This is a genomic window from Sinomonas sp. ASV322 (genome assembly GCF_030908245.1).
Classification (GTDB): domain Bacteria; phylum Actinomycetota; class Actinomycetes; order Actinomycetales; family Micrococcaceae; genus Sinomonas.
The window spans coordinates 1-25,500 of sequence record NZ_JAVFJJ010000002.1; the positions used below are offsets into that span (position 1 = coordinate 1).

Below are 25,500 nucleotides of genomic sequence, written 5' to 3' on the forward strand. Positions count from 1 at the left end.
CGGACGTAGTCGATGAGCTGTTCCTTGATGAGCGACTGGAAGTCGTACACCGTGTTGAAGACCTCCCCGATCGCCAGCGGGGTCGTGGTGTGGCTGCGGACCAGGCGCAGGGCCTCCTGGTTCTCCGCCGGGGTGCAGTCCTCGAGCCAGAACAGGTCGTAGGGCTCGAGGGCCTTGCCGAGCTTGGCGGCCTGGATCGGGGTCATGCGGTGGTGGCCGTCGTGCAGGAGCGGGATCTCGGGGCCGAACTCGTTCCGCACGGCCTCGAACACGGTGGGCAGGTGGCGCAGGTACGCGCGCGTGTCCCAGTCCTCCTCGAGCGGGTAGGCCCCGCGCCCGGCCGGCTCGTAGTCGTACCGCTCGCCCGAGGCCTGCGCCTGGGCCGCGACGCCGTAGACGGCCTTGATCCCCGGGACCGCGGTCTGGACGCGGATGGACTTGTAGCCGAGCTCGAGGTGGTGCCGGATCGAGTCGAAGAGCGAGGGGATGTCCGTGCCGGAGGCGTGCCCGTACGCCCGCAGCCCGTTCCGGGACGCGCCGCCGAGCAGCTGGTACACCGGCAGGTTCGCGATCTTGCCCTTGATGTCCCACAGCGCCATGTCCACGGCGGCGATCGCGGCCATCGTCACGGGCCCGCGCCGCCAGTACGCCGAGCGGTAGAGGAACTGCCACGTGTCCTCGATCTGGTGCGGGTCCCGGCCCACGAGCAGCTGGGCCACGTGCTCCTTGAGGTACGCGGCCACGGCGAGCTCGCGGCCGTTGAGCGTCGCGTCGCCGATGCCGGTGACGCCCTCGTCGGTCGTGATCCTGAGCGTGACGAAGTTCCGCGACGGGCTCGTCACGAAGACCTCAGCGGAAACGATCTTCATCGAATTCCTTTCCATACAGTGCGTTGTTCCTCGGAGCCGTCGCTCGCGACGGCACAGGCTTCAGTCTCACCTTAGTGAGGTGCCACAACGGGTGGCAATCGCTTGCCACATATTGCCACCCGTTGCAGCGTGGGAGTTCAGTCGTCTGTGAACGTGCCGCGAAGGCTGTCTACGCGGTCGACGACGGCGGCATCCTCCCCGAGCCCCGCGTCCACGAGTCCCAAGAGCGCGGCGGTGCGTTCGCGTCCCTCAAGCGCGAGCGCGGCCCGAACCCCCTGCTCGAGGGGGTCGTGGAACTCGGCGCCGCTGGAGAGGAAGTCCATCCACGCGGCGATCATCCGCGCGGCGGCGAGGCCGGAACGGCCAGCGGCGCGCTCGGCCCGCAGGACGGGGACCGCCCGCATGCGCAGCTTGAGCGAGCCGTCCTGGGCGATCTGGGCGAGGTAGTGCGCGATCCGCGGGTTCGCGAAGCGCTCAAGGAGCGCGGCCCGGTAGCCCGGGACGTCGAGCCCCGGGAGGGTGAGGTGCCGAGCAGCCTCGTCCCAGAACGACTCCATCGCGTCCCGGCACACGGGGTCGGCGAGCGCCTCGGCCACCGTCTGGTGGCCGCGGAGCTGGCCCGCGTACGCGAGGATCGTGTGGGCGCCGTTAAGGAGCCAGAGCTTGCGGTTCTCGAACGGCTCGATGTCGTCCACGAACAGGGCCCCGGCGTCCTCCCATGCGGGCCGGCCCGCCGGGAACTCGCCCGAGAGGATCCAGGACGCGAACGGTTCAGCGACCACGGGGGCCGCGTCGTGGTAGCCGCACTGCTCGGCCACCTCGGCGACGTCCTCCGGCGTGGTCCGCGGGGTGATCCGGTCCACCGACGTGCCCACGAAGCTCACGTTCGCCCGGACCCAGGCGGCCAAGTCCGGGTCGACTCCGGCGGCGATGCGTTCGACGGCGGCGCGCGCCACCTCGCCGTTGCCGGCGACGTTGTCGCAGCTGACGACGGCGATCGGTCCGGCTCCGGCGGCGCGGCGCGCGGCGAGGCCGCCCACGAGGCGACCCAGCGGGGCGTGGGGAGCGTCGTCGTCGTACACCTTCTCCGTCACGGTGAGGGTCACGATCGCGGTGGCCGGCGAGCCGAGGAGCTCGTTCAGGCGCCCGGTATCAGCCCCATCGACGGCCTCGGCGATCGTGGGGACGATCTCGAATCGGTCGCCTCCGGCGGACCGCTCAACGAGCGTGAAGAGCCCGTCCTGCGGGGCGAGCGCTCGGGCGGCGTCGGGACGACGGCCGGTGAAGGCCGCGATGCCCCAGTCGCCCGCGTCCCTCGCGTGCGCGGTGAACCACGCCTGATGGGATCGATGGAACGCCCCGAGGCCGAGGTGGACGATACGCACGGGCGGTGCCGCGACGCCCTTGCGGCCCAGAACGGGCAGCTCGGTAGTAGTTCTGGTCACGATGCGTCCCTCTCAGAGTTTGAAGACCCGGCGTGGCGCCGCGTCGACGATGTCCACGATGAGCTCGTGCGCGCGGGCCTCCGCCATGCGGTGCTCGGCGACGAGGCGGGCCAGGAACGAAGCCTCGATCCGGCGCGAGGTGTCGTGCCGGGCGGGGATCGAGCAGTAGGCGCGCGTGTCGTCGATGAACCCGGACGAGCGGGAGAACCCCGCGGTCTCGGTCACCGCCGAGCGGAAGCGCAGCATCGCGTCCGGCGCGTCGAGGAACCACCACGGCGCCCCGATGTACACGCTCGGGTAGAAGCCGGCCAGCGGAGCAAGCTCGCGGGAGAACACGGTCTCGTCGAGGGTGAACAGGACGAGGTGGAAGTCCTTCTCTGTGCCGTACTCCTGCAGGAGTGGCCGGATGCCCTCCGTGTAGTTCACCGCGAACGGGATGTCGTGGCCCGTGTCCGCGCCGTGCGCGGCGAACGTGGGTGCATGGTGGTTGCGGAACGAGCCGGGGTGGATGGTCATGACGAGGCCGTCGTCGACGGACATCCGCGCCATCTCGACCATCATGTGGGCCTCGAACGCGTCGCGGTCGGCCGCGGTGGCCTCGCCGCGGCGGGCCTTCTCGAAGAGCGCCTCGGCCTCGCCCTCGGAGAGCTTGAGCGTGAGCGGGGTGCGCACGCCGTGGTCGGCTGAGACAGCCCCGTGCTCGACGAAGTAGCGGCGGCGGTTCTCGAGCGCCCGCAGGTAACCCGCGTAGCCAGGCACGCCGTCGGACGCCTCGTCGGCGAGCCGTTCGACGCGGGCCGCCCACTCGGGGTGGGCGATGTTGATGTACGGATCCGGGCGGAACGTCGGGATGACGCGGCCTGCGAAGGAATCGTCCTTGGCGAGGCGGGCGTGGGCCTCGAGGGTGTCAAGCGGATCGTCGGTCGTGGCGAGGACCTCGATGTTGAAGTCCTCGAACAGGCGCCGTGGCCGGAAGCCCGGCTCGGCGAGCTTCGTCGCGATCGCGTCGTACACCTGGTCAGCCGTGTCCGCAGCGCCGGAGCTTGAGCCCAGGGCATCCACCAGCTCCGACGGCACGCCGAACAGGTGCTCGAACTCCTCGCGGAGCCAGTAGCCCGACGCGGTCCCGTCGAACAGGGGCCATGCCGTGGCGAAGCGCCGCCACGCCGCGCGGGAATCAACCTCAACCCCGCCCACACCGAGCTCACTCAGCGGAACGCCCGACGCATGGATAAGCCGAGTCACGTAGTGGTCGGGGCTGACGAGGAGGGAGGTCGGATCGGTGAACGGGATATCGTCCGCGATCCACTCCGCCGGCACATGGCCGTGCGGGGACAGGATCGGAAGGTGCTCGACCTCCGCGTACAGCTCACGCGCGATCCGACGCGTGCCCGGATCGGCCGGGAAGAGGCGGTCAGGGTTGGCGGCAAGTGAATCAGTCATCGTCTCTTTCGATTCAGCTGAGAAATGGTTCAGCGCTCCGATCTCCCCACTTTTCCGGCCGATCCCCCCAGCTTCTGGCGACCGCCCGCGGCGTGTCGCGTCTCGCGCACGGCGAGTCACGCCGTCGTACGCCTTGAAGCTGGGGAACCTGGCGGGAAAACTGGGGAACTCGGGGGTGTCAGACGGCCGCAACTCCCGCGGCATCGAGCACCTTGGCGAAGGCCCGGGCAGCAACCCCAAAGGCGTACGGGCCGCTGAAGCCGCCGGTCTCGTACGCGTGCGCGAGGTGGGGCTCGAGCGAGGCGAAGCCGGTGTAGCCGCTGTCGCGCAGCGCCTCGACGGTTTCCAGCACCTCGCCGTCGCCCTCGCCGGCCGGGACGACCTGACCGGACGCAGCCAACGCGTCCTTGACCTGCAGATACGCGACGTGCGGGCGGAGTGCCTCATAGCCCTCGGTGAACGGCTTGACGCCGACCTGGACGAAGTTCGCCGGATCCCACGCGAGCTTGAGCGCCGGGGAGTTCACGGACTCCACGATGTCCAGGACCCGCGACGGGATGTCGCCGAAGATGTCCTTCTCGTTCTCGTGCACGAGCGTCACGCCCGTGCCCTCGGCGCGGCGGGCGAGCGCCGTCATCCGCTCGATCACGGCGTCCCGCACCTCCTCCGCCGTGCGCCCCTCATAGTAGAAGGAGAAGAGCCGGATGTACGGCGCGCCGAGCACTTCGGCCGCGCGCAGGGCCCGTCCCAGCCGCTCGACCTCGTGCTCGACCGGGAGCGAGACGTCCACCTTCCCAATCGGGGAGGCGATCGCGGACGCCTTGAGCCCGGCCTCGTCGAAGATCGTCTTGAGCTCGGCGAGCTGCTCCTCTGACATGTCGACGATGTTGACGCCCCACGCGCCGCGGACCTCCACGTAGCTCGCGCCGAGCGCGCGCATGACGGCCGCCTGGACCCGCGGGTCCGCGTCGATCTCGTCGGCGAACCCCGAAAGCTGCCACTCGACTGTGCTGGTCATTGTCACTTGACCCCTCCGGACGTCAGACCGCCCACTAGATACTTCTGGAAGAACATGTAGATGAGGACCACGGGCGCAGCACAGACGAGGGACGCCGCCATCATCTGGCCGTAGAGCGGGATCGCACCGCCCTCGCTGCTGCTGGCGAACACCTGCAGGGCCACGGCAGCGGTCTGGGTGTCAGGCCGGGTCATGACGGAGGCGAAGAGCACGTCGTTCCAGCCCGGCAGGAAGGCGAAGATGGCGGACACGATGAGGCCCGGCCAGCTCAGCGGCAGGATGATCTTGGTCAGCACGCCGAGGTTGGTCGCGCCGTCGATCCGCGCCGCTTCCTCGAGCTCCTTCGGGAGACCGCGGAGATACGTGACCATGACCCACGTGGAGAACGGGAGCGAGAACGTCAGATACGTGATGAACAGGCCCCAGCGCGTGCCGATCACCTGCAGGCCGAGGTACGTGGCCGACGACGAGAACAGCACGAACAGCGGGAGGACGATGAGCGTGCCGGGCACGCTCTGGAGGCCGAGGAGCGCGCGCAGAATGGTGCGGCGGCCCCGGAACTGGTAGCGGACCAGGACGAACGCCGTGCCGATCGAGAAGGCCGCCGAGACGATCGCCGTCGAGCCGGCCACGATGAGAGAGTTCGTGAGCCCGTTGGCGAGCCCGACGCTCGACCAGATGTTCACGTAATTGTCGATCGTCCACGAGCTCGGCCAGATCTCGCCGGAAGCGACGCCGATGTCCGTGTTGAGCGAGGCCAGGAAGATGTAGACGATGGGGATCAGGACCGCCGCGCACAGGACGACGGCGATGGCGGTCAGCAGCCAGCCGGGGAGAAGGCGGGTCACCTCGCGCTGCTGGCGCGAGCCGGGGCGTTCGACGGCGGTGGGGGCTTTTGTGGCTAAAGTTGCCGCGCTGGTGCTCACTTGCGGCCTCCTGAGGTCTCGGCGTCGTCGAGCTTGACGGCGCGCAGGTAGATGAAGAGCGGGATCAGGATGAGGACGAGCGAGACGACCGCCATGCCGGCGCTCAGGCCGAACCGGAAGCTCACGAAGCCCGTCTCATAGGTCAGGTACGGAAGGACTGCGACGTCGTCCGGGGCCGGGCTGCCGAAGAGCACGAACGGAAGCGTGAAGTTGTTGATGTGGTGGAGCATCCCGATGAGGATCGCGAGCGAGATCGGGCCCTTGAGATACGGGAAGATGACGTACCTCAGCTTCGTCCACCACAGCGCCCCGTCCAAGGCGGACGCCTCGTGGACCTCATGGTCCACACCTTGGAGGCCGGAGAGGGCGAGGAGGTAGATGAACGGCCAGGAGGCCCAGATCTGCACGAACACGAGAACCCAGTACGTGTTGGGACCGTTGAGGTAGAGCCCGGGGTTGATGCCCAGCTGGTGCAGCAGATTCGTGATGACGCCGCTCGGCTGGAACATCGTGCGCCACACCGTGGCAACCACGAATCCGGGCAGGACGTAGGGAATCAGGAAGATTGACCGGACCAGGGCCCGGCCGCGGAACTTGTTCTGCGTGGCCACGGCCGCGGCGACGCCGAGGGGCAGCGTGATGGCCATGGCGATCGCCGAGTAGGAGACGCTGAGCCAGACAGACCGCAGGATTCCGGACTGGGTGAGCGCCTCGACGTAGTTGGCGAAGGCGATGAACGGAGCCGAAAGCCATTGCCGGATCGTGTACTGGTCGAGATCGAGGAAGGAAATGTACACGCCGAGCGCGAGCGGCACGACGATGACGACGAGCATGAGGATGCCGCCCGGGATGAGCATCCACAGGGGACGATTGCGCTCAGACAGGCCACGGCGCTTGTCTGCGGGGCCTGTCTCGGCGCCGCCGGCAGAGGGCGGCGGGGCGGGCCGGGGGCCCCGGCCCGCCGCACGAGCGGCGAGCCGGGACTCCGGGGCGGGATGTGGTGCAGTGGACATGATTACCTCCGAGAATCCGCGTGCCGCGGACTACTTGGCTCGGTTCAGGGACTGCTGAGCGCTGTTCTGCGCTGCCTGGAGGCGCTGGCTCAGGGCCGAGTCGGAGACGTTCCCCGACGCGAGGTCCGGGATGCTCTGGACCGTGACATTGACGAGGGCGAGCTGGATGTCAGCCCACGCGCCCGTGAACGGCGTCGCGAACGACTTGGCCGCCGCATCCGTGACCGCCGCCATGTGCGGGGTCGAGCTCAGCGACGAGAGGGCGTCCGAGTTCGTCGGCAGGTCACCGAAGGTCTTCTGGTAGCTGAGCTGCTGGTCCTTGTCCGTGACCATCTTGAGGAACGCGAGCGCGAGGTCCTTGTTCTTCGAGTACGAGGCGATGCCCATGTTGTCGCCGGAGAGGATCGAGGCCACGGGACGCGCACCGCTCGGCGCCGAGTCGCCGAGCTGCGTCGGCATGAGCGCGTAGTCGTACTTGTCCTTGATCGCTGAGCCGTTGAGCGTGTTGAGCGAGCCGGTGGACGTCATGAGGAAGAACGCCGCCTTGCCGGAGGCGAAGTTCGCGAGAGCCTGGCTGTTCGTCCAGCCGACCGACGCCGGGTCAACGACCTTGTCCTTCGTAAGCCAGCCGAAGTACGTCTGGTAGGCCTTGGTCACGGCGTCGTTGTTGACGTTGGCCGTCTTGCCGTCAACGAGCTTGTTGCCCGACTGCTCGGACATGGCCCAGATGTACTTCCACGGGTCGTAGTTGTCCTTGTACGCGATCGCCATGCCGTACTGGCCCTTCGACGCGTCTGTGGCCTTCTTGGCCTGCTCCACAAGACCGGTCCAGGTCGTGGCGGGCTTGTCGATGCCTGCGGCCTGGAGGAGCTCCTTGTTGTACGCCATGACGAACGGGCGGCTCGCGAACGGAACGGCGTAGAGCTTGTTCTGGTCCGGACCCGAGATTCCGAGGGCCGCCTGGTTGAACTTGTCCTTGCCTCCGAGCGCCTTCCAGTCATCATCGCCGAGCTGGGCGAACGCGCCCGTCGCGACCGCGGTCGGGGTGAACGTGGTACCGAGCGAGTAGATGTCGGGGCCCTGCCCGGACACGGCAGAGGTCTGGATCTTGGTGAGCTCGTCGTTGCCCGAGGCGAACGTCTCGAACTTCAGATCGGCTCCAGTCGCCTTCTTGAATGCCGCGGCCGTGTCAGTGAACCACTGCTGCTGCTGCTGCGGGTACGTGGTGTTCTTGCCGACAAAGACGTTGAGCGTCTTGCCAGCCCCGTTGACGGCCCCGCCGGAGGAGCTGCCGCCGGACGTGCCACCTCCGCAGGCAGAAAGGGCGAGGGCGGCTGCCGTCGCAATAGAGGCCAGAACGGCCTTCTTGCCGAAGCGCATGAATCTCCTCCTTGAGGTTGTTCGGGCAGCTGTTGTGATTCAGCTCACCCCATGCATCGATACCGACGAGCTTAGGAAGATCGGAAACAGCGTGGCAAGCGATTGCCACGAGTTGCCAAAGATGCTGCAATGGCATGCATGACCGAAGACTCCCGCTCCTCCGAAGAGCGGATGCCCACGATCCGCGACATCGCCGACCTAGCCGGTGTCGCGACGTCGACCGTCTCTCGCGCGCTCTCGAACCCGCAGCGGGTCAACGCGCGAACACGGGAGAAGATCGAGCGGATCGCGGCCGAGCTGCATTACGTGCCCAGCTCACAGGCACGGGGGCTGAGCTCGGGGCGCACGGGCGTCATCGCCGTCCTCGTCCCGGACATCACGAACCCGTTCTACTTCGACATCATCCGGGGCACCCAGTACCAGCTCAAGGCCTCCGGCTACACGCAGCTGCTCGTCGACACCGAGGAGGCGACCGACGTCGAGCTCGACACGCTGCGCAAGCTGCGCCGCTCGACGGACGGCGTGATCCTCGCGGCGTCGCGCCTCACCGACGATCAGCTCACCGATACGGCATCACGGCAGCCGCTCGTGACGATCAACCGGGCGACGGCGGATGCACCCACCGTCCTCATCGACACCCCCGGCGCCATGGTCCAGGCGCTCGAGCACCTCGCGTCGTTCGGCCACAAGTCGGTCGTCTACGCGGGCGGCCCCACGAGCTCGTGGTCCAACCACCGGCGCTGGAAGGCGATCGAGGAGGCCGCCGCGAAGCGCGGCATGTCCGCGACGCGCCTCGGGCCCTATGCCCCTACTGCATTCTCGGGCGCGGCGGCGGCCGACGGCGTCCTGAGCACGCGGGCGACGTCGATCATCGCCTTCAACGACCTCCTCGCCATCGGCATGCTGCAGCGCTTCCGCGAGCGCGGCGTGCGCGTGCCAGAGGACCTGAGCATCGTCGGGTGCGACGACATCTTCGGCGCCGACTTCTGCAATCCGCCGCTCACGACGATCTCCTCGCCCATCGAGCAGGCCGGCCGCGTCGCCGTCTCGATGCTCATGGCCCAGCTCGACCCCATCCGGGGAGGCACCCCGCGCAAACTCGCCGTCATGCCCACGCACCTCAAGGTCCGCGCGTCGACCGGTCCGGCCCGCGTCTGAAGGGCTCACACAGCAAAGCGGACGACGGCGGGTGCCCCCCCGCCGTCGTCCGCTATTCGGGGGTTCCGTTCCCGACCTTCTTTCACGCGCATATGCCGCGACACGCCGCACAACACGCCGATTTCTCGCCGCCGCGGCCGCGAAAGAAGGTCGGGATGGGACGCCTCGCGCTGCCCTGCTCAGCCGCGCTGCGGGAACTTGCCCTCTTCGGCGATCTTCTTGTTGAGCTGGGCGAGGAACTCGTCCTCGTCGAAGTCCATGGCAACTTCCTTGCCGGTCCACGCGGAGAGGTGGATCGCGTTCGCGAGCCGGACGCCGAGCATCCCGTCGCTGCCCGGCGCGATGAGCGGGGTGCCGTCCAGGATGTTGGCCGCGAAGTTCTCGAGCACCGCCGCGTGCTGCCCGCCCCACGCCGTGTCGAACTCGAGGGTCTCCTGCGTGTAGTACTCGTCCGGGTCGAACTGATCGCTCGTCATCTTCCAGATGTCATCGAGCGGGATGCCCGCGTTGATCTCCTGCTCGGGGCGCCGGAGGCGAGTGACGGTCGCGGTCTTCGAATTCTCGACGACGATCTTCCCCGCGTCGCCGACGATCTCGAAACGATCCGTGCCCACGAGCTCGTGGGTCGCCGTCGTGAACGTACCCGTCGCGCCGCCCCCGTAGTCGACCACGGCGACGACCTCGTCCTCGACCGCGATGTTCCGGCGGAAGCCGAAGCCCGCCTTCGCGAACACGCGCTGCGGCACACCGCAGATCCACTGCCACAGGTCGAGCTGGTGCGGAGCCTGGTTCACGAGGACGCCGCCGCCCTCGCCGCCCCACGTCGCGCGCCACGCGCTCGAGTCGTAGTAGGCCTGGGGCCGGTACCAGTTGGTGATGATCCAGTTCGTGCGGCGGATCGCGCCGATCTCCCCCAAGTCGACGATCTCCTTGAGGCGCCGGTAGAGCGGGTTCGTGCGCTGGTTGAACATGATCGCAAACGTGAGCTCGGGCTTCGACGCGGCGAACTCGTTGAGCTCGCGCACCTGCTTCGTGTACACGCCGGCGGGCTTCTCGACGAGCACGTGAAGGCCGCGCTCGAGCGCCTGGATGCCCATCTGCGGGTGGAGGTAGTGCGGCACGGTCGTGACGACGGCTTCGACGGCGCCGGACTCGAGCATCGCGAGGTAGTCGTCGAACACAGTCACGCCCGGGTGGCGCTCGGCGATGAGCTCGCGGCGCGCGGGGTCGGTCTCCGTGATCGCGGCAAGCTCGATGTTCGGCACGCGGCCCTCGGCGATGAGCTTCGCGTATTGGCTGCCCTGGTTTCCGAACCCGACGATGCCGAGGCGGACTTTCGTGCTCATGCTCCTGTGCTCCTTGCTTGACGGCTCAATGCGCTTTCGCGCGAATCTCCACGCGCCTTGCTGCGCGGGACTAGAAGAGGTCCTCGAAACCGAGGGCCACGAGATTTCGGTGAGAGATCGCGAGGGCCTCGAAGACCGTGCGGCCGTAGAGGCGGTCCTGCTCCACGAGCAGGTACTTCGCGCCAGCCTCGATCGCGGCCGGGACGATGGATGCGAAGTCGAGGTTGCCCTCCCCGACCTCGGCGAACTGCACGACCTCCGCGAAGTGGCGCATGAACGCCTCGTGGTCGCCGTCCGCGTGGGCCTTGACCCCTTCGTCGGACAGCGGACCGATGCGGTAGTCCTTGAGGTGCACCATCGCCGTGCGTCCCGCGTATTTCGCGAGCGTGCGCACAGGGTCGAGCCCGCCGCGCTGGACCCAGTGGACGTCGATCTCAAGCCCCATGCTCGGGGCCTCGTCGGCGAGGAGGTCCATGATGTGCCGGCCGCCGAGCTTCGCGAACTCGACGTGGTGGTTGTGGTAGTACAGGGCGATGCCCTCGTCCGCTAGCGCCTGCGCGGCCTTCTCGGCCCGCCTCGCGTAGTCGAGGACGGCGCCCTCGGTGCGCAACTCGGACATGGGGGCCATGCCGATGCGGAGCATATCCGTGCCGAGGCGACGGCAGTCCCCGACGGCGCGTTCGACGTCGACCGCGAGGGGGTACGGCGTCGCACCCTTCTCGCCGTCGAGCTGGGCGGACAGTGCCGCGAACTCGATCCCGAGTTCGCCGCGTGCGCGCTCAAGCTCGGCGATGTTCGCCTCATCCATGGGGATCTGCGAGACCTCGACTACGCGGTAGCCGATGTCCGCAACCTTCCGAAGCGTCTCGAAGGGGCCGAGCTCCGCGAAGCTCTCCCGCAGCATCATTGCCTGGACGCCGATTCTGGCCATCTGTGTGCACTCCTCGTCGTTCTGCCTGCCGCACGGTGACGGCCGTCACACGCTTTCCACCGTAGGCATGCGCGGCACGTGATGGAAACCGTTTGCCATCAGTTGCCACGGAGTCACCCCGTCCCGTGGCTTAGACCCACTCCCCCGCCGCGTAGGAGCGCGCGTAGACGTCCTTGATGATCCGCAGGGGTGCGCACGCCTCCTCGGCCCCGATCCAGAACGGCCGGTCGGATCCGAGCGATGCATAGAAATCCTGGATGAGCAGCCGATGCGACGCGCCCCAATAGCTCCGTTCCCCAGTCAGGACTCCTTCCTCGTGCACGACGTCGACGCGCCCGTCGCCATGGCGCACCATGAGGGCCCCGCGGAGGCTCAGCTCCGCGCGCTCCGTCGTGATGTCGAGCGTCACGGGGGAGTTCACGGAGTTCGCGTTGGTCGCATAGAAGACGGACCGGAGCGTCCCGCCGTCGGCCGTCGCATGCTCGAGGAGGATGTCCGCGGTGTCCTCGACCTCGATGACGCCCGCGAGCGCGCGGGTCGACGCCGCTCCGCCCACGACGCGCGCAGGCCCGACGAGCCATTCGAGCAGGTCGAGCGTGTGGATCGCCTGGTTCATGAGGAGGCCGCCGCCGCTCCCGGCCCACGTGCCGCGCCACGGGCGGGACGCGTAGTACTCGGGTGTTCGGTGCCACATGACGGTCGCGGTCGCGCCGACGATCCGCCCGAGTCCCCCGCGCGTCAGGAGCTCGCGAAGCGCGCGAACCGGCGCGTTATAGCGGTTCTGAAAGCACACCCCAAGCTGCGTTCCCCGCTCCCTGAAGGCCGCGCGGGCGGCCTCGGCCAGCTCTTCGGCGTCCGAGAGGCGATGTGCGACGGGCTTCTCGGTCAGGACGTGGACGCCGGCGGCGAGGGCTTCGCGGGCGAGTGGCGCGTGGGCGTCGTGCGGAGTGCAGAGGTGGACGACGTCGATGCCTCCACCGTCGAGCAGCTCGCCGAGGCTTTCGTACCCGGGCACGCCGTGAGCGGCAGCCGCGGCGTCCCGCCGCCCCGTGTCGACGTCGACGACGGCGGCGAGCGCGGCGCCGTCGAGCGCGTCGATCGCGGCGAAATGCTGGGCCGAGATGTCGCCGCAGCCGACGACGGCGACCTTCAGGGGGGCATGGTTGGGCGCTTCGATGGGCACTGTCCCACGCTAGTGACGGGCCCACCCCGAAGGCAACCGATTGCCACGCGGTGCTGCCGCGCACGGTCATGGCGCCGGGCGCTTATCCTTCCGGAAACATCGCTGACGTAGGCTTGGCACATGCGCGAACTCCAGGCCAAGATCATCGACGAGATGGGCGTCAAGCCGCAGATCGACCCCGCCGAGGAAGTCGAAGCGAGGGTCGCGTTCCTCAAGGACTATCTCCTCGCCACGGGCGCAAAGGGCTTCGTGCTCGGCATCAGCGGGGGCCTCGATTCCTCGCTCGCGGGCCGCCTCGCACAGCTGGCCGTCGAGTCGCTCGAGGACGAGGGCGTCGACGCGGACTTCATCGCGGTGCGCCTCCCCCACGGCGTGCAGCACGACGAGGACGACGCCCAGGCCGCGCTCGATTTCGTCCGCGCCAAGTCGGAATGGACGTTCAACGTCAAGCCCGCGGTGGACGGCTTCGAGGCCGAGTACGCGCGGACGTCGGACGCGGAACTGAGCGATTTCGCGCGGGGCAACTCGAAGGCCCGCGCGCGCATGGTCGCGCAGTACATGATCGCGGGCGAGCGCAATCTCCTCGTCGTCGGCACCGATCACGGCGCCGAGTCTGTCACGGGCTTCTTCACGAAGTACGGCGACGGCGGCGTGGACATCATCCCGCTCTTCGGCCTCAACAAGCGCCAGAACCGCCAGCTCCTCAAGCATCTCGGGGCGCCAGAGCGCATCTGGCAGAAGATCCCGACGGCAGACCTCCTCGACCTCCACCCCGGCCGGCACGACGAGCACGAGCTCGGCATCACCTACGAGGAAATCGACGACTACCTCGAGGGCCGCGACGTGCCGGACGAGGTCGCCGAGTCGATCGAGCGCCGCTTCCTCGTCACGCGTCACAAGCGCGCCACTCCGGTGACGCGCTTCGACACGTGGTGGCGCGAGGGCGCGACCGCCTCGGCGAACTAGCGGCAGGACCATGCACACGACGACGGCGACGCTGGCTCCCAGCCGCGTCGCCGTCGTCAGGTAGGCACCCGCCGGGACTCGACCCTACTTCCCCACGATCGCCTGAGCGCCAGCCGTCGCGCAGGCCTCGTCGACCGCGCCGTCGGGGGCCCCGCCGACCCCGATGCCCGCCACAGAGACGCCGTTGACCTTGAGCGGCACGCCGCCCGCGAGGAAGAGAGTGCCCGGGAGATTCGCGATCGAGGGGCCGGGACCCTGGATGCGCTTCGCGAGCTCGCTCGTCGGGGCGCCGAACGCAGCCGCCGTGTAGGCCTTCTCCTTCGCCGCCTCAATCGTGTGCTCGGCGGCGTTGTCGCCACGCAGGAGCGCCTGGACGGTGCCGAAGCGGTCGACGACGGCGACAGTCACGAACGGCACCTTGTCCGCGGCGCACTTCTCGAGGGCCGTCTGAACGGCCTTCGCCGACGCGGTGGCCGTGATGCGGTTCTGGGCGACGGTCGTGCCCTCGCCCGCGGGGACGTCGACGGCGGCGGGGGCTGGCTGGGCGGGCGCGAGCTGCGCCGCGAGGGCGGGCTGGGCGGGCTGGACGGCGTTCGCGGCCACGGTGATGCCGCCCGTCAGGACGACGGCGCTCACGGCGGCAGCAACAAAGGTGCTCTTCTTCATGGGATTTCTCCTCGGGTCGTGTGGTGATCCGTCACCATCGTCCCGGCGAGCGGCAAGGAGGGGCATCGGCCGCTTGGGTGCTCCTCACTAGCCAAAAGTATGAGATGGCGGCCATCCCAGCACCGCGGATGGAGCCGCCCTCTACGATGGCGTTCATGCTTGACATCGCCGTCGCGGCCGAACCACGCACGGTCACCCCGCGGCGCATCGACGCCGTGGTCCACGCGAGCTTCGCTGTACTGCTCGTGGCCTCGGGCGCGCGCTACGCGATCCGCCACAGCCTCGAGGAGAACGTCCCAGTCCTCGTGCTCGTGCTCGCGGCGAGCGCTCTGTACGCGCTCATGGCGCTCATTCCGGCTGGCCACGCAGCGCGCAGGGCATGCGGCACTGCGGTCCTCGCGGCGTGGGCCGCGCTCGTGATCCTCGCGCCGAGCTTCGCGTGGTGTTCGCTTCCGCTGTTCTTCGTGTTCCGCGCGGTGTTCCGCGGCAGCGGCGGCCCGTCAGGGACCCCCTCGCGCTGGGCGGCGCATTCTGCAGCCGCCGTGCTCGCGGTGTCGACCGCCGTCGGACTCTTCCGCCTGAGCGGCTGGTCTGATCTCGCGATGCTCCTCGGGCCGCTCGCAGCGGGAGCCCTCCTGACCCTCGTCTCCGAACGCCTCGAGGAGGACGCGCGCGAGCAGGCCCGTCTCGCGGCGAGCCTGAGCGGGGCGCGCGCCGAGCTCGCCGAAACCCAGCGCCGCGCGGGCGCCGCCGAGGAGCGCGCCCGGGTCTCGCGCGAGATCCATGACACGGTCACCCAGGGGCTCGCGTCGAGCCTCCTCCTCCTCGAGGCGGCCCAGCGCGCGGAGGACGACGGCGCCGTCGCGCTCCGCGCCACGGTCGCCGAGGCGACCGGCCTCCTGCGCGAGAGTCTCGCCGACACGCGGGCGCTCGTGCACGATCTCGCGGCGCCGGGCCTCGACTCGGCCCAGCTTCCCGAAGCCCTCGCGAGGGCCGCGGCGCGCTACGTCGACGCCCCGCGCATCCACGTAAGCGGAGAACCGCGGGACGTCCCGGCGGAGGTCCGCCACGCGCTTCTGCGAGTCGTGGCGAGCGCGTCCGCGAACGTGCAACGGCACGCGGGCCCCACGCAGGTCACGCTCAGCGTCGGCTTCCTTCCGGGTGCGGTGACTGTCGACGTGCACGACTCGGGCCGGGGCTTCGACCCGGCGGGCGTCCCCGCGCCGTCGGCCGCGGGAGGTTACGGGCTAAGGGCCATGCGGCAGCGCGTCGAACAGCTCGGGGGCACGTTCTCGGTCGAGAGCGCACCGGGCGAGGGGACAGTCGTCGCCGCGGAGATCCCCACGTCGAGGGCCACGGAGGGCGCGTGATGGAGACCGGACGGAAGCTCCGCGTCCTCCTGTGCGACGATCACCTCGTCGTACGGAGCGGCCTCCGCGCGCTCCTCGGAACCCAGCCCGACCTCGATGTCGTCGCCGAGGCCGGAAGCGGCGCGGACGCCGTCGCGCTCGCGGCCGAGCGGAGGCCGGACGTCGTCGTCATGGACCTCGGCATGGGGTCGGGCATGGACGGGATCGAGGCGATCCGGCTCATCCGGGGCGCCAACCCGGACCAGGCGGTCATCGTCTTCACGACCTACGACTCGGACGTCGACATCGTGCGCGCTGTCGACGCCGGTGCCATGGGCTACGTGCTCAAGGACGCCGCGCCGGAGGAGATCTTCGCAGCGGTGCGGGGCGCCGTCGTCGGACGCCCGGTTCTGAGCGCTCCCGTCGCGTCGAAGCTCTTCCGGCAGCGCTCCCGCCCGGATGAGGCCCTCACGCCCCGCGAAGCCGAACTCCTGAGCCTCCTGACGGAGGGGCTGAGCAATCGCGAGCTCAGCAAACGCCTCTTCATCTCGGAGGCAACCGTCAAATCGCATCTCGCGCACATCTATGCCAAGCTCGGCGTCGACTCGAGGGCGGCCGCGATCGCAGCGGCCCTGCGACGGGAGGGCCTGCGCTGATAGCGTGGGCAACGTGAAGATCGCCACCTGGAACGTGAACTCCCTCCGTGCTCGAGCCGACCGCGTCGAAGGCTGGCTCCTGCGCAGTGACGTGGACGTTCTCGCGCTTCAGGAGACCAAGTGCCGCGATGACAACTTCCCGTGGGAGCTCTTCGAGCGCAACGGCTACGAGGTCGCACACTTCGGGCTCAGCCAGTGGAACGGCGTCGCGATCGCCTCGCGCATGGGGCTCGACGACGTCGAGCGCACCTTCCCCGACCAGCCGTCCTTCGGGAAGGGGGGCGTGGCCGAGGAGCAAGAGGCGCGGGCGATCGGCGCGACGTGCGGAGGCGTGCGCGTGTGGAGCCTGTACGTGCCCAACGGCCGCGCGCTCGACGACGAGCACATGCCATACAAGCTCGAGTGGCTCGCGACCCTCAACAAGCACGCTGCCGAATGGCTCGCGCAGGATCCCGCGGCCCAGATCGCGCTCGTGGGCGACTGGAACATCGCGCCCCTCGACGACGACGTGTGGGACATCGACTACTTCCGCGCCGAGAACCTCACGCACGTGAGCGAACCCGAGCGCGACGCGTTCCGGGCGTTCGAGGAGGCCGGCTTCACCGACGCCGCCCGCGCCTACACCCCCGGCCCGGGCGTATACACGTATTGGGACTACAAGCAGCTTCGTTTCCCCAAGAAGGAGGGCATGCGGATCGACTTCGTGCTCGCCTCTCCCGCGCTCGAGGCCCGCGTGACCGGAGCGCACATCGATCGCGAGGAGCGCAAGGGCAAGGGTGCCTCGGACCATGCGCCGGTGGTGGTGGAGCTTGCGGACGGACAGTGACCGCCGCTGCCGCCGCGAAGGCGGGCTGAAATGAGCGAAGTGCGCCGCCCCAGCCGGCCGCTCTCGTCTCACCTGCGCGTCTACGAGCCGATCGAGGCGTTCACGACGGCCGAACGCGAGCGGGTCAAGGCCGGCCTCCCGCGCAAGGGCGGGCGAGAGGAACTCGACGCTGCCGAATCGACCGCCGCGCTCGGCCGGGTCATTGGAACGACGGGAGACCCCTTCCCCGGCGACGGCACCGAATTCACGCGCTCGCTCACGGTCAACGGGAACGTCCTCTATTGTCCGAGCCAGCTCGTGCTGCGCTCGGGCCTCGCGGCCGAATCGGTCATCAGCACGGCCCCGCGGATCCTCGCCGAGCTCATGCTCCCCGAGGACGCCCGGGAACGGCACCAGGCCCGCGTGGACCGGATCGCCGCCGAATCGACCTCCCCGCGGATCAACACGCGCGAATCGCTGTGGGGCATCCCGTTCAGCTGGTTCGTGCTGTTCCAGGAATCGGATCCGACCGAGGTTGTCGAGGACGGCGACCAGGTGCGGACCGTGCGGATCGTCGCTTCGTGGGCGAAGGCCATCAACCGGGCGCGCTTCGCCGTCGCCAATCTCGCGCTCGCGGCGCCGGACATGAGCATGCTCGACGAACTCACGTCGCTCACCGAATGGCTCGAGGAATTCCACCCGGACTCGGCCGTCGAGCTCGACTACGGGCGGGTCGCGGACAGAGTCTTCCCCGACGAATCGTGCCTTGACGTTCGGCTCGGCATCGAATGCCTCGCGGAGGGCGACATGACCGGCGCCGCCGCGGCGTACCGGCGCCTCGCCTCGCGCTGGATTCCGATTCGCCAGCTCGCGCGCGCCTCGTAGCGTCCAAGGGTCACCTTCCGCGGGTGCCCACCCATCCAAGGGCCACCTTCCGCGGGTGCCCACCCATCCAAGGGTCACCTTCCGCGGGTGCCCACCGCGCCCACCCACGGGAGCTGACCCCCAAACGGAGTCACACCCACGGGAGGCGACCCCCAAACGGAGTCACACCCACGGGAGCTGACCCCCAAACGGAGTCACACCCACGGGAGGCGACCCCTAAACGCAGCGGGGCGGCGCCGTCGACTCCCGAATCACGAGCCGCTGCTCGGACTTCTCGCTGTGCACGGCCCCCTCTTCCCCGGCGAGCTCGGCGAGGAGCATGCGCGTGCCACGACGGGCCTGCGCGGTCGGGTCCTGCCAGATAGTCGTGAGCCCGGCTGCAGCCCCCATTTCGTGGCCGTCGATCCCCACGACGGAAAGGTCCTCGGGGATCCGGATTCCCTGCCGTCTCGCCTCGAACATGACCCCAAGCGCCATTTCGTCCGAGGCGCACATGATCGCTGTCGGCCTCGGCTCGGGGAGTTCCATGAATCGGCGCATCGCCTCGACGCCGCTTTCGACCGTGAAATTGCCGAAGAGCGCGGCCTCAGGGTTGAATTCGAGACCCGCCCGATGCACCGCATCCCGGAAGCCCTCGACGCGGATGCGCGGAACGCTGAAATTCAAGTCGGAATCGTCTTGGCCATGAAGGACCGCGATGTGCCGATGGCCCAAGTCGATCAGGTGGTCCGTCACGGCCCTCGCGGCCTCATAGTCGTCGATCCCCACGTTGGAACAGCCGGGAACCGGGCCGCCGACGACGATGAGGGGCATGTCGATCGCGTGAAGGTCGTCGATCTCCTCCTGGTGCAAGTACATGCAGAGGAGCAGGAGCGCGTCGATCTGCTTGTGCACCATGGCCTTGCTGAAGAGCCGCTCGCGGGGCTGGGTTCGGCCACCGAGGTTGAAGAGGGAGAGGTTGTAGCCCCGGTCATGCAGCTCGAGCTCGACGCCGTCGATCGCCTTCCCGAAGAACCACCGGTCGACGTACGGGGCGAGCACGCCGATGGTCCGGGTCTTGCCGGACGCGAGCCGCGACGCGGCCGACGACGGAACGTACCCAAGCTCCTTCGCCGTGGCGAGGATCTTGGCCCGGGTCCGCGGCGACACTCTGGGAAGCCCTCGGATGGCTCTCGAGACCGTTGCCGTCGACACCCCAGCCGCAGCGGCCACGTCCTCGATTCCGACCATGTTCCCTCCGTGATCCGCCGGCCGCGGCCGGCGCGAGACACGCCGACTCAGTGTTCGGCGTCGTGTGTGTTCCCCCGAAGCACCCTACGCCTCAACGCCCACAGGCCTCCGATTGCTACGAGTGATGCCGCAAGTCCCAGCGCCCACCACAGCGCCGGCTGCCCCGTCAGTTCGAGCCATACCGTGACGACCAGCAGGATGACCGCCCAGAACCCGACGAAGCCCATGAAGATCTCGAACTGTTCGACGACGGCCTGCCGGGGACCGGGAGAGCGGCGGTAGGCCGCTCCCCCGATCGCGAATCGGTCCAGCGGACGGTGGCCGTGCCGTTCAGCCATGTGTGCTCACTTCACCGCGCCGGCGGTGAGGCCGGCGACGATCTTGCGCTGGAAGATCAGCACGAGCGCGACGAGCGGGATCGTGACGATCGTGCCGGCGGCCATGATCGCGGTGTAGGGCTCCTGGTGCGGCTGCGCGCCGGTGAAGGACGCGATCGCGACCGTCACGGGCTTGGTCGCCTCCGAGGAAAGCTGGGACGCAATGAGGAACTCGTTCCAGGCACCGATGAACGCGAGGATCGCCGTCGTGAACGTCGCGGGGGCGGCGAGCGGAAGAATGATCTTCCGGAACGCCTGGCCCTGCGTGCACCCGTCGATCCGGGCAGACTCCTCGAGCTCCCACGGCATCTCGCGGAAGAACGAGGTCAGCGTGTAGACCGTGAGCGGGAGGGTGAACGAGATGTCCGGAATGATCATCGCCTGGTAGGTGCCCATGAAGCCGATGTTCGTGAACAGCTGGAACAGCGGGGTCACGAGCGCGACGCCCGGGAACATCGATGCCCCGAGGATGAAGCCCATGACCGCGAACTTGAACCGGAAGTTCAGGCGCGCGAGCGCGTAGGCGGCGAACACGCCCACGACGAGGGCCACAATCGTCGTCGCCCCCGCGACGATGAGGCTGTTCAGGAGGTTCTGGGCGAAGTGGTTGCCCAGGCTCGTGTCGAACACCGTGGCGAAGTTGTCGAGCGTGATGTGGGCAGGGTAGGGCGTCGACTCGAACGTGTACCCGGTGTCGCGGAACGCGGTGACGATCATCCAGTAGAACGGTGCGAGGCACCAGATCAGGATGATCGCGGCCTGGACATAGGTGCGCAGGGGTGCCCAGTCGAAGGCACGACGGCGCGTGGGCGCCTGCGCGGTGCGTGCGGCGGTAGCGGTCGCGGTGGCCATGTCACTTCTTTCCCGAGGAGGTGGCCGCGCCCACGGCGTTCGCGCCGAGGAAGCGGACGAAGATGAACGCGACGAGGAAGACCGTCAGGAACGTGAGTGTCGAGATCGCGCCGGCGCTGTTGAAGCCTTCGCGGATCTGGTCGACCACGAGGATCGAGAGGGTCGTGGTGTTGTTCGCGCCACCGGTCATGATGGCCGGGAGGTCGTACATGCGCAGCACGTCGAGCGTTCTGAACAGGATCGCGACCATGAGCGCCGGCTTGACGAGCGGAAGCGTGATCTGGGTGAAGCGCTGCCACGCGCTCGCGCCGTCGACCTTGGCCGCCTCGTAGACCTCGTCCGGGATGAGCTGCAGGCCCGCGAGGATCAGCAGCGCCATGAACGGGGTGGTCTTCCACACGTCCGAGATCACGATCGCCCACTTGGCCGGCCACTCCGAGCCCGTCCACAGGATCTGCGAGCCGAAGAGCTTGTTGACGATGCCCTCGAACGCGAACACGAACACGAACAGCTTCGCGGTCACGGCCGTGGGGATCGCCCACGGAACCAGGACTGCGGCGCGGACGGCGGCGCGGCCCCGGAACGTCCGCGACATGATGACGGCCATCCAGAAGCCGAGCACGGTCTCGAGGATGACGGTCACGATCGTGAAGAAGAACGTCGTACCCATCGCGGACCAGAACTGCGCGCCGAGGGTTCCGGGCGGGCAGGCCGTCCCGTTGCACTGCTGCCCTAGCCAGTGGATGTAGTTGTCGAACCCGGCGAACCCGCCCTGGACGAAGAACCCCGTCGCCGGGTCGAGACCCGCGTCCTTCTGGAAGGACATGACGACGGCGTTGACGATCGGGTAGACGATGACGACCGCGAGCAGGACGAGCGTGGGCGCAAGCAGGAGCGAGGCCCAGCGCCCCTGGGTGACCTGCTTCCTGTCCGCGCTCTCGCGCCCCGGCATGTGATGTGTAGCTTGGCCCGCCTTCGCGCCGGCCCGCGTCGGGACTTCTGTGGACATGATGACTCCTGTTCTCCCCAACTAGGGGCGACAGCGCGGTCCGGTGCCGTCGCCGGCACCGGACCGCCCGTCGTTGAGGACTACTTGGCGCCAGCCGCCTGGAGTGCGGCCTGCATGTCGGAGAGCGCCTGGTCCACAGACTTCTCACCCTTGAGCGCGGCGTACGAGTTGTCCTCGATGGCCTTCGTGACGGCCGGGTAGAACGGCGAGACCGGGCGCGGCACCGCGTTCTTGATCGAGGTCAGAAGGGTCGGCAGGTACGGCAGCTTCGCGGTCAGCGTCGGGTCAGTGTAGAGGTCGCCGAGAACTGGGGCGAGAGAGCCCTGGGTCGCGAAGAACTTCTGCTGGTCGGTGTCCGTGAGGAACTTGAGGAAGTCCACCGCGGTGGCCTTGTGCTGCGAGTACACGCTGATCGCGGCGCTGTGGCCGCCGAGCGACGACGCACCGGGGCCGCTCATGCCAGGAAGCGGCGCGATGCCGAACGTGTCCTTGACCTTCGAATCACCGTCGGTCTTGGCGAGGTTGAACACGTACGGCCAGTTGCGAAGGAACAAGAGCTTGCCGGCCTCGAACGCCTGGCGGCCAGGCTCCTCCGTAAACGTGATCGCCTCGGCCGGGATGTTGCCGTTCTTGAACGCATCGACAAGCTTGCCGAGGCCGGTCTTGGACTCAGGCGAGTTGACGCTCGCCTTGCCCGAGTCGTCCACGATCTTGCCACCGAAGGTGTTGATCGCTTCGGCCGCGTTGACCGTGAGGCCCTCGTACTTCTGGAACTGGCCCGCGTAGCAGCCGATGTTGTTCTGCTTTGCGATCGAGCAGTCGGCCATCATCTCGTCCCACGTCTTCGGCGGGTTCGGCACGAGGTCCTTGCGGTAGTACAGGATGCCGCCGTCGGACGTCACCGGGGACGCGTAGAGCGTGCCGCCGTAGGTCGCAGCCTTGACGGGCGCCTGCAGCATCTTCGACGTGTCGAGAGCGGTCTTGTCCTTGAGCGGCTGGAGCCAGCCCTTCGCCGCGAACTCGGCCGTCCAGACGACGTCGACGCTGACGACGTCGTAGTTCTGGTCCTTGGCCTGGAAGTGCTGCACGAGGTCGTCGTGCTGCTGGTCCGCCTGATCGGACTGTTCCTTGAGCGTGACCTTCTGGTCGGGGTGCGCCGCGTTCCACTTGTCGATGGTCGGGCGGATGACGTTCGAGTTGTCCTTGCCCTGGACGTACGTGATGGGGCCGCGGCTGTCGAGGTTGGCCGAGGCATCTCCGCCGCCACCCCCGCCACCGGTGCTTCCGCCTGTGCCGCCACCGCCTCCACAGGCTGAGAGGGCCAGGGCCAGCACGCTTGCCGACGCAAACGGCACAGCATACTTGGAGAACTTGTTTCTCATGCTCGACTCCCTTGTCTGACGGGGCAGCGCTATGCAGTCCCCCGGAGTGTGTGACGCACCTCACCCTAAGTTGTGTAAAGGCTGTGTGCAAGCGCTTACGCACGTCGTATCCATTCCGTGATCAAACTCTCTGTTCCGGGTAGGCGTGATCCGAGAGGAGGAAGGAAAAAAGAGGACGACGGCGACCACGGCAGCGCAACGAATATCACCTATCACAGGGGTGCGCGCGGCCACCTCTCGCCGAACGCGCGGCCACGTCAGCCCAACACGCAGACGAGGGGCCGAAGGCGTCAGCGCACCCGCTCGGCGCGGCTGAAGCGCGCCCGTGTGCCCGACGCGATGTGGAGCAGCACGGGGCACCCGTGCCCCAGGAGCAAGTCCATACCTGACACGAGCCGCTCGACTTCGCGGGCGATCTCCAGCGGATCAGCCCCCTGACGAGCCACGACGCGGAGGCGCAGCGCGATGCGGCCCTCGAATTCGACGGCCGCGACCGAGGTGCCAAGCAGGTCCCGACGCGGCGCGAGGGCGGTCCGCAGGGCCTGGTCCACGGTCGAGGCCGCGATAGCCACACGGCCGGGAACCTCGCCCGTCTCCGCCGATCCGTGCTCCGTGCCCGCAGTGGACCACGCGACGAGGTCGCGCCTCCCCGTGCCCTGCTGGGACATCCACCAGATCATGAGCAGGATGACGGCCACGAGGAACGCCATGGCCAGGATCCACAGCCAGCTCACGCGGGTGCCGGGAATCCAGGTGTTAGCAAACGCGCGCCCCGCTTCGAGGGACCCGGTCTGCGCCCATGCGCCCCACCACGAGCCGACGGCAGGAACGGCCGCGAGCAGCACCATGAAGACACCGAGCACCGTGACGACGGCGCCGAAAATGAGCACGAGCATGCGATTGAGCACGCGCGGGGTTCCGTTCATGCGCCGATCACCCCCGTTCCCGCCACGCGAACGCGCAGGAGCGGATAGGGCTCGGGGCGAAGCCGCTTGAGCTCGTCCTCGACCGCGGCAAGCACGTCCTCGGCCCGGACCGGAACGCCCGACGTCGGCCGCACATTCACAATCGCCTCGCCGTGCGAGACGACGACAGTCACCTGCTCGGGCCGCACTGTCGCTGCCGTCCGCGCACGGCGCGCGAGCGCCGAGGCGAGAACTTCGTCGTCGAGCACGACGGCGATACGCTGGCTCGGCAGGACGCGTCGCCCTGGGCGTCCCGGGAGGACGGCGAGCAGCACGAACCCGACCCCCACCACGGCGACGACGACACCGAGCAGGCCAAGGACTCCAGCGTTGGCACCGCCCGGAAGCCCCGCGACGAAGCGTGAGGCCGTCTCCGGATCGATGATCCAGGCGGGCTGGCCGATCGCCTGGAGCGTGGATTCGAGGAGGGCATAGACGCACAGCAGGGTGACGACGAGCGCGACGAGCGCCGCTGCGAAAACACGCCCCGAGCTCGTTTCGCGACGCACGGCCAAGGCAAGCCCGTGATCTGGTGCCGGGCCGTCGGCGTCCGGCTGCTGCCGCCCGTCGACCTGCGCCTGAGAAGCGTCCGTGCTCATTGGACCCGCACCCTGCGCTCAGGCGCGGGGCGTACGCCGGCGATGCGGATGTCGACACGGCTCAGATGTGTTCCGCTGAGGCCCGCAACGCGGCGCAGGATCGCCCCCTTCGCAGCTGACGCACGCTCCCACACGGTTCCGCCGGCCGCGGCGACGTCGGCCGCAGAGCCGATCGCACCGAGCTCAGGCACCGCGATCGGCGAGACGACGCTCAAAGCGAGCAGGCCGGCGTCGTCCGCCCACGTGGCGCGCACCTCGGAGGGGCGGACGCCGAATTGCTCGGCAGCGGCAGCCCGGGCAAGGCTTGTGAGCGCTTGAGTGCTGACGCGATTGTGCCCGGCGAAGCTGCGCGGGGAGGCGGCCGCTTCGCTCACGACGAGGAACGCCTTCCGATGAGCGCATCCCACACCCGCCGAAGATCAACTTTGCCCTCGACGAGACGACCGAGGACGGCCCCGATCGCCATGAAGATGATCGAGCCGAAGAAGCCCCAAGGGCCGAACTGGAAGGACATGAAGGCAACGAAGGCACCGATCGCGATGCCGACCACGGTCAGATTCACAGCTCCTCGCTTCCCGACGATGCAGACAGCTGCGGGCGTTCGCCCGCCTCAGCCTGCCGAGGCTCGCCCGTCTTGGGCTCGCCGATGTAGACGTCTGCGATCTCGACGTTGACCTCGATGACGGCGAGCCCGGTGAACTCTTCGACCGCCTTGTACACGGCAGCGCGGACGTCGTCGGCAAGCTTCTGGAGCGGGACCCCGTACTTCGCCACGAGCGTCACATCCACGGCGGCTTGGGTCGCCCCCGCCTCCGCGCGCACGCCGCTTGCGTGATCGGCTCCGACGGCGTCGCGGATCGCGCCGAGCGCCCTCGACGGAGCGGTGCCGAGTGAATGCACCCCGGGCACGGCGCGCGCGGCCGCGGCGGCAACCTTCGCGACAGCTTGCTCGTGGATGACGGTTCGGCCCGTTGCACCCGACGGCTCTTCGGCGAACAGGGGCGTCCCCGTCTGCGCCTCTGGATGCTGCTCCATTTCCGCCTCCCC

The 25,500-nt window shown here is 68.6% G+C and carries 27 protein-coding genes; 6 read left to right on the forward strand and 21 right to left on the reverse strand.

Annotated elements, in window-relative coordinates; translation table 11 throughout:
- The 7 genes from RBS12_RS02700 to RBS12_RS02730 all read right to left on the reverse strand — a co-directional run.
- On the reverse strand, window positions 1-869 hold an 869-nt coding region (locus RBS12_RS02700; protein ID WP_307964527.1), incomplete at its 3' end, for a D-galactonate dehydratase family protein.
- Window positions 870-1,006: 137 nt separating this feature from the next.
- Complete coding sequence (locus RBS12_RS02705) at window positions 1,007-2,314, reverse strand: mannitol dehydrogenase family protein (protein WP_307964528.1); 1,308 nt, start codon at window positions 2,312-2,314, stop codon at window positions 1,007-1,009.
- Between the two features lie 12 nt (window positions 2,315-2,326).
- Window positions 2,327-3,757 carry a glucuronate isomerase gene (gene uxaC / locus RBS12_RS02710; protein WP_307964529.1) on the reverse strand — a complete coding sequence of 477 codons (1,431 nt, stop codon included), beginning with the start codon at window positions 3,755-3,757 and terminating at the stop codon, window positions 2,327-2,329.
- 178 nt (window positions 3,758-3,935) lie between these two features.
- On the reverse strand, window positions 3,936-4,775 hold the full coding sequence (locus RBS12_RS02715; protein ID WP_373886464.1) for a sugar phosphate isomerase/epimerase family protein: 840 nt from the start codon (window positions 4,773-4,775) through the stop codon (window positions 3,936-3,938).
- A gap of 2 nt (window positions 4,776-4,777) precedes the next feature.
- Window positions 4,778-5,701, reverse strand: coding sequence for a carbohydrate ABC transporter permease (locus RBS12_RS02720; protein ID WP_307964531.1), 924 nt, complete (start codon window positions 5,699-5,701; stop codon window positions 4,778-4,780).
- On the reverse strand, window positions 5,698-6,714 hold the full coding sequence (locus RBS12_RS02725) for a sugar ABC transporter permease (RefSeq protein ID WP_307964532.1): 1,017 nt from the start codon (window positions 6,712-6,714) through the stop codon (window positions 5,698-5,700). Before RBS12_RS02725 ends, RBS12_RS02720 begins: the two co-directional genes overlap by 4 nt.
- 30 nt (window positions 6,715-6,744) lie before the next feature.
- Complete coding sequence (locus tag RBS12_RS02730; RefSeq protein WP_307964533.1) at window positions 6,745-8,094, reverse strand: extracellular solute-binding protein; 1,350 nt, start codon at window positions 8,092-8,094, stop codon at window positions 6,745-6,747.
- Between the two features lie 138 nt (window positions 8,095-8,232).
- On the opposite strand from RBS12_RS02730, the gene RBS12_RS02735 reads away from it, so the two are divergent.
- Window positions 8,233-9,252, forward strand: coding sequence for a LacI family DNA-binding transcriptional regulator (locus tag RBS12_RS02735; RefSeq protein ID WP_307964534.1), 1,020 nt, complete (start codon window positions 8,233-8,235; stop codon window positions 9,250-9,252).
- A 179-nt stretch (window positions 9,253-9,431) separates the two neighbouring features.
- Here RBS12_RS02735 and RBS12_RS02740 read toward each other — a convergent pair whose 3' ends face one another.
- The 3 genes from RBS12_RS02740 to RBS12_RS02750 all read right to left on the reverse strand — a co-directional run bounded on the left by RBS12_RS02740 (window position 9,432) and on the right by RBS12_RS02750 (window position 12,712).
- Complete coding sequence (locus RBS12_RS02740) at window positions 9,432-10,598, reverse strand: Gfo/Idh/MocA family oxidoreductase (RefSeq protein WP_307964535.1); 1,167 nt, start codon at window positions 10,596-10,598, stop codon at window positions 9,432-9,434.
- A gap of 70 nt (window positions 10,599-10,668) precedes the next feature.
- Window positions 10,669-11,529, reverse strand: coding sequence for a sugar phosphate isomerase/epimerase (locus tag RBS12_RS02745; RefSeq protein ID WP_307964536.1), 861 nt, complete (start codon window positions 11,527-11,529; stop codon window positions 10,669-10,671).
- Between the two features lie 130 nt (window positions 11,530-11,659).
- Window positions 11,660-12,712 (reverse strand): Gfo/Idh/MocA family oxidoreductase, encoded by a 1,053-nt coding sequence (locus tag RBS12_RS02750; RefSeq protein WP_307964537.1) that lies wholly within the window; start codon window positions 12,710-12,712, stop codon window positions 11,660-11,662.
- A 120-nt stretch (window positions 12,713-12,832) separates the two neighbouring features.
- Between RBS12_RS02750 and nadE the strand changes: the two genes are divergently transcribed.
- A complete protein-coding gene (gene nadE / locus RBS12_RS02755; RefSeq protein WP_307964538.1) occupies window positions 12,833-13,678 on the forward strand; it encodes an ammonia-dependent NAD(+) synthetase in 846 nt (281 codons plus the stop codon).
- Between the two features lie 84 nt (window positions 13,679-13,762).
- On the opposite strand, the gene RBS12_RS02760 is transcribed toward nadE, so the two are convergent.
- Window positions 13,763-14,344 carry a heme-binding protein gene (locus RBS12_RS02760; RefSeq protein ID WP_307964539.1) on the reverse strand — a complete coding sequence of 194 codons (582 nt, stop codon included), beginning with the start codon at window positions 14,342-14,344 and terminating at the stop codon, window positions 13,763-13,765.
- 155 nt (window positions 14,345-14,499) lie between these two features.
- On the opposite strand from RBS12_RS02760, the gene RBS12_RS02765 reads away from it, so the two are divergent.
- Genes RBS12_RS02765 through RBS12_RS02780 form a run of 4 tightly spaced genes read left to right on the forward strand, consistent with a single transcriptional unit; the run spans window position 14,500 to window position 18,039 of the window.
- Entirely contained in the window at window positions 14,500-15,714 is a 1,215-nt protein-coding gene (locus tag RBS12_RS02765; RefSeq protein ID WP_307964540.1) for a sensor histidine kinase, read from the forward strand.
- Window positions 15,714-16,349 carry a response regulator transcription factor gene (locus RBS12_RS02770; protein WP_307964541.1) on the forward strand — a complete coding sequence of 212 codons (636 nt, stop codon included), beginning with the start codon at window positions 15,714-15,716 and terminating at the stop codon, window positions 16,347-16,349. The genes RBS12_RS02765 and RBS12_RS02770 overlap by 1 nt, the downstream gene beginning before the upstream one ends.
- A gap of 13 nt (window positions 16,350-16,362) precedes the next feature.
- Window positions 16,363-17,175: an exodeoxyribonuclease III gene (locus RBS12_RS02775; protein ID WP_307964542.1), complete on the forward strand. Its 813-nt coding sequence runs from the start codon at window positions 16,363-16,365 to the stop codon at window positions 17,173-17,175.
- A gap of 30 nt (window positions 17,176-17,205) precedes the next feature.
- Entirely contained in the window at window positions 17,206-18,039 is an 834-nt protein-coding gene (locus RBS12_RS02780; RefSeq protein ID WP_307964543.1) for a hypothetical protein, read from the forward strand.
- A gap of 216 nt (window positions 18,040-18,255) precedes the next feature.
- Here RBS12_RS02780 and RBS12_RS02785 read toward each other — a convergent pair whose 3' ends face one another.
- The 10 genes from RBS12_RS02785 to RBS12_RS02830 all read right to left on the reverse strand — a co-directional run bounded on the left by RBS12_RS02785 (window position 18,256) and on the right by RBS12_RS02830 (window position 25,488).
- Window positions 18,256-19,269, reverse strand: a complete 1,014-nt coding sequence (locus RBS12_RS02785; RefSeq protein WP_307964544.1) for a LacI family DNA-binding transcriptional regulator — start codon at window positions 19,267-19,269, stop codon at window positions 18,256-18,258.
- A 47-nt stretch (window positions 19,270-19,316) separates the two neighbouring features.
- Window positions 19,317-19,607 carry a hypothetical protein gene (locus tag RBS12_RS02790; protein ID WP_307964545.1) on the reverse strand — a complete coding sequence of 97 codons (291 nt, stop codon included), beginning with the start codon at window positions 19,605-19,607 and terminating at the stop codon, window positions 19,317-19,319.
- Between the two features lie 6 nt (window positions 19,608-19,613).
- Entirely contained in the window at window positions 19,614-20,498 is an 885-nt protein-coding gene (locus RBS12_RS02795; protein WP_307964546.1) for a carbohydrate ABC transporter permease, read from the reverse strand.
- A gap of 1 nt (window position 20,499) precedes the next feature.
- A complete protein-coding gene (locus RBS12_RS02800) occupies window positions 20,500-21,507 on the reverse strand; it encodes a carbohydrate ABC transporter permease (protein WP_373886465.1) in 1,008 nt (335 codons plus the stop codon).
- Between the two features lie 80 nt (window positions 21,508-21,587).
- Window positions 21,588-22,889 (reverse strand): ABC transporter substrate-binding protein, encoded by a 1,302-nt coding sequence (locus RBS12_RS02805; protein WP_307964547.1) that lies wholly within the window; start codon window positions 22,887-22,889, stop codon window positions 21,588-21,590.
- Between the two features lie 290 nt (window positions 22,890-23,179).
- The gene (locus RBS12_RS02810; RefSeq protein WP_307964548.1) at window positions 23,180-23,815 is read right to left on the reverse strand and encodes a hypothetical protein; all 636 of its coding nucleotides are present in this window, start codon (window positions 23,813-23,815) and stop codon (window positions 23,180-23,182) included.
- The gene (locus RBS12_RS02815; protein ID WP_307964549.1) at window positions 23,812-24,453 is read right to left on the reverse strand and encodes a DUF6286 domain-containing protein; all 642 of its coding nucleotides are present in this window, start codon (window positions 24,451-24,453) and stop codon (window positions 23,812-23,814) included. The genes RBS12_RS02810 and RBS12_RS02815 overlap by 4 nt, the downstream gene beginning before the upstream one ends.
- On the reverse strand, window positions 24,450-24,827 hold the full coding sequence (locus RBS12_RS02820; protein WP_307964550.1) for a hypothetical protein: 378 nt from the start codon (window positions 24,825-24,827) through the stop codon (window positions 24,450-24,452). The genes RBS12_RS02815 and RBS12_RS02820 overlap by 4 nt, the downstream gene beginning before the upstream one ends.
- Entirely contained in the window at window positions 24,824-25,015 is a 192-nt protein-coding gene (locus RBS12_RS02825; RefSeq protein ID WP_307964551.1) for a hypothetical protein, read from the reverse strand. The genes RBS12_RS02820 and RBS12_RS02825 overlap by 4 nt, the downstream gene beginning before the upstream one ends.
- The gene (locus RBS12_RS02830) at window positions 25,012-25,488 is read right to left on the reverse strand and encodes an Asp23/Gls24 family envelope stress response protein (protein ID WP_307964552.1); all 477 of its coding nucleotides are present in this window, start codon (window positions 25,486-25,488) and stop codon (window positions 25,012-25,014) included. The genes RBS12_RS02825 and RBS12_RS02830 overlap by 4 nt, the downstream gene beginning before the upstream one ends.
- Window positions 25,489-25,500: the final 12 nt, after the last annotated feature.

Coding starts and splice junctions, on each gene's coding strand:
- uxaC (WP_307964529.1), bottom strand. CDS start 3,757: ATGACTGATTCACTTGCCGCCAACCCTGACCGCCTCTTCCCGGCCGAT.
- RBS12_RS02715 (WP_373886464.1), bottom strand. CDS start 4,775: ATGACCAGCACAGTCGAGTGGCAGCTTTCGGGGTTCGCCGACGAGATC.
- RBS12_RS02725 (WP_307964532.1), bottom strand. CDS start 6,714: ATGTCCACTGCACCACATCCCGCCCCGGAGTCCCGGCTCGCCGCTCGT.
- RBS12_RS02730 (WP_307964533.1), bottom strand. CDS start 8,094: ATGCGCTTCGGCAAGAAGGCCGTTCTGGCCTCTATTGCGACGGCAGCC.
- RBS12_RS02735 (WP_307964534.1), top strand. CDS start 8,233: ATGACCGAAGACTCCCGCTCCTCCGAAGAGCGGATGCCCACGATCCGC.
- RBS12_RS02740 (WP_307964535.1), bottom strand. CDS start 10,598: ATGAGCACGAAAGTCCGCCTCGGCATCGTCGGGTTCGGAAACCAGGGC.
- RBS12_RS02745 (WP_307964536.1), bottom strand. CDS start 11,529: ATGGCCAGAATCGGCGTCCAGGCAATGATGCTGCGGGAGAGCTTCGCG.
- nadE (WP_307964538.1), top strand. CDS start 12,833: ATGCGCGAACTCCAGGCCAAGATCATCGACGAGATGGGCGTCAAGCCG.
- RBS12_RS02760 (WP_307964539.1), bottom strand. CDS start 14,344: ATGAAGAAGAGCACCTTTGTTGCTGCCGCCGTGAGCGCCGTCGTCCTG.
- RBS12_RS02765 (WP_307964540.1), top strand. CDS start 14,500: ATGCTTGACATCGCCGTCGCGGCCGAACCACGCACGGTCACCCCGCGG.
- RBS12_RS02770 (WP_307964541.1), top strand. CDS start 15,714: ATGGAGACCGGACGGAAGCTCCGCGTCCTCCTGTGCGACGATCACCTC.
- RBS12_RS02780 (WP_307964543.1), top strand. CDS start 17,206: ATGAGCGAAGTGCGCCGCCCCAGCCGGCCGCTCTCGTCTCACCTGCGC.
- RBS12_RS02785 (WP_307964544.1), bottom strand. CDS start 19,269: ATGGTCGGAATCGAGGACGTGGCCGCTGCGGCTGGGGTGTCGACGGCA.
- RBS12_RS02790 (WP_307964545.1), bottom strand. CDS start 19,607: ATGGCTGAACGGCACGGCCACCGTCCGCTGGACCGATTCGCGATCGGG.
- RBS12_RS02795 (WP_307964546.1), bottom strand. CDS start 20,498: ATGGCCACCGCGACCGCTACCGCCGCACGCACCGCGCAGGCGCCCACG.
- RBS12_RS02800 (WP_373886465.1), bottom strand. CDS start 21,507: ATGTCCACAGAAGTCCCGACGCGGGCCGGCGCGAAGGCGGGCCAAGCT.
- RBS12_RS02805 (WP_307964547.1), bottom strand. CDS start 22,889: ATGAGAAACAAGTTCTCCAAGTATGCTGTGCCGTTTGCGTCGGCAAGC.
- RBS12_RS02810 (WP_307964548.1), bottom strand. CDS start 23,815: ATGAACGGAACCCCGCGCGTGCTCAATCGCATGCTCGTGCTCATTTTC.
- RBS12_RS02815 (WP_307964549.1), bottom strand. CDS start 24,453: ATGAGCACGGACGCTTCTCAGGCGCAGGTCGACGGGCGGCAGCAGCCG.
- RBS12_RS02830 (WP_307964552.1), bottom strand. CDS start 25,488: ATGGAGCAGCATCCAGAGGCGCAGACGGGGACGCCCCTGTTCGCCGAA.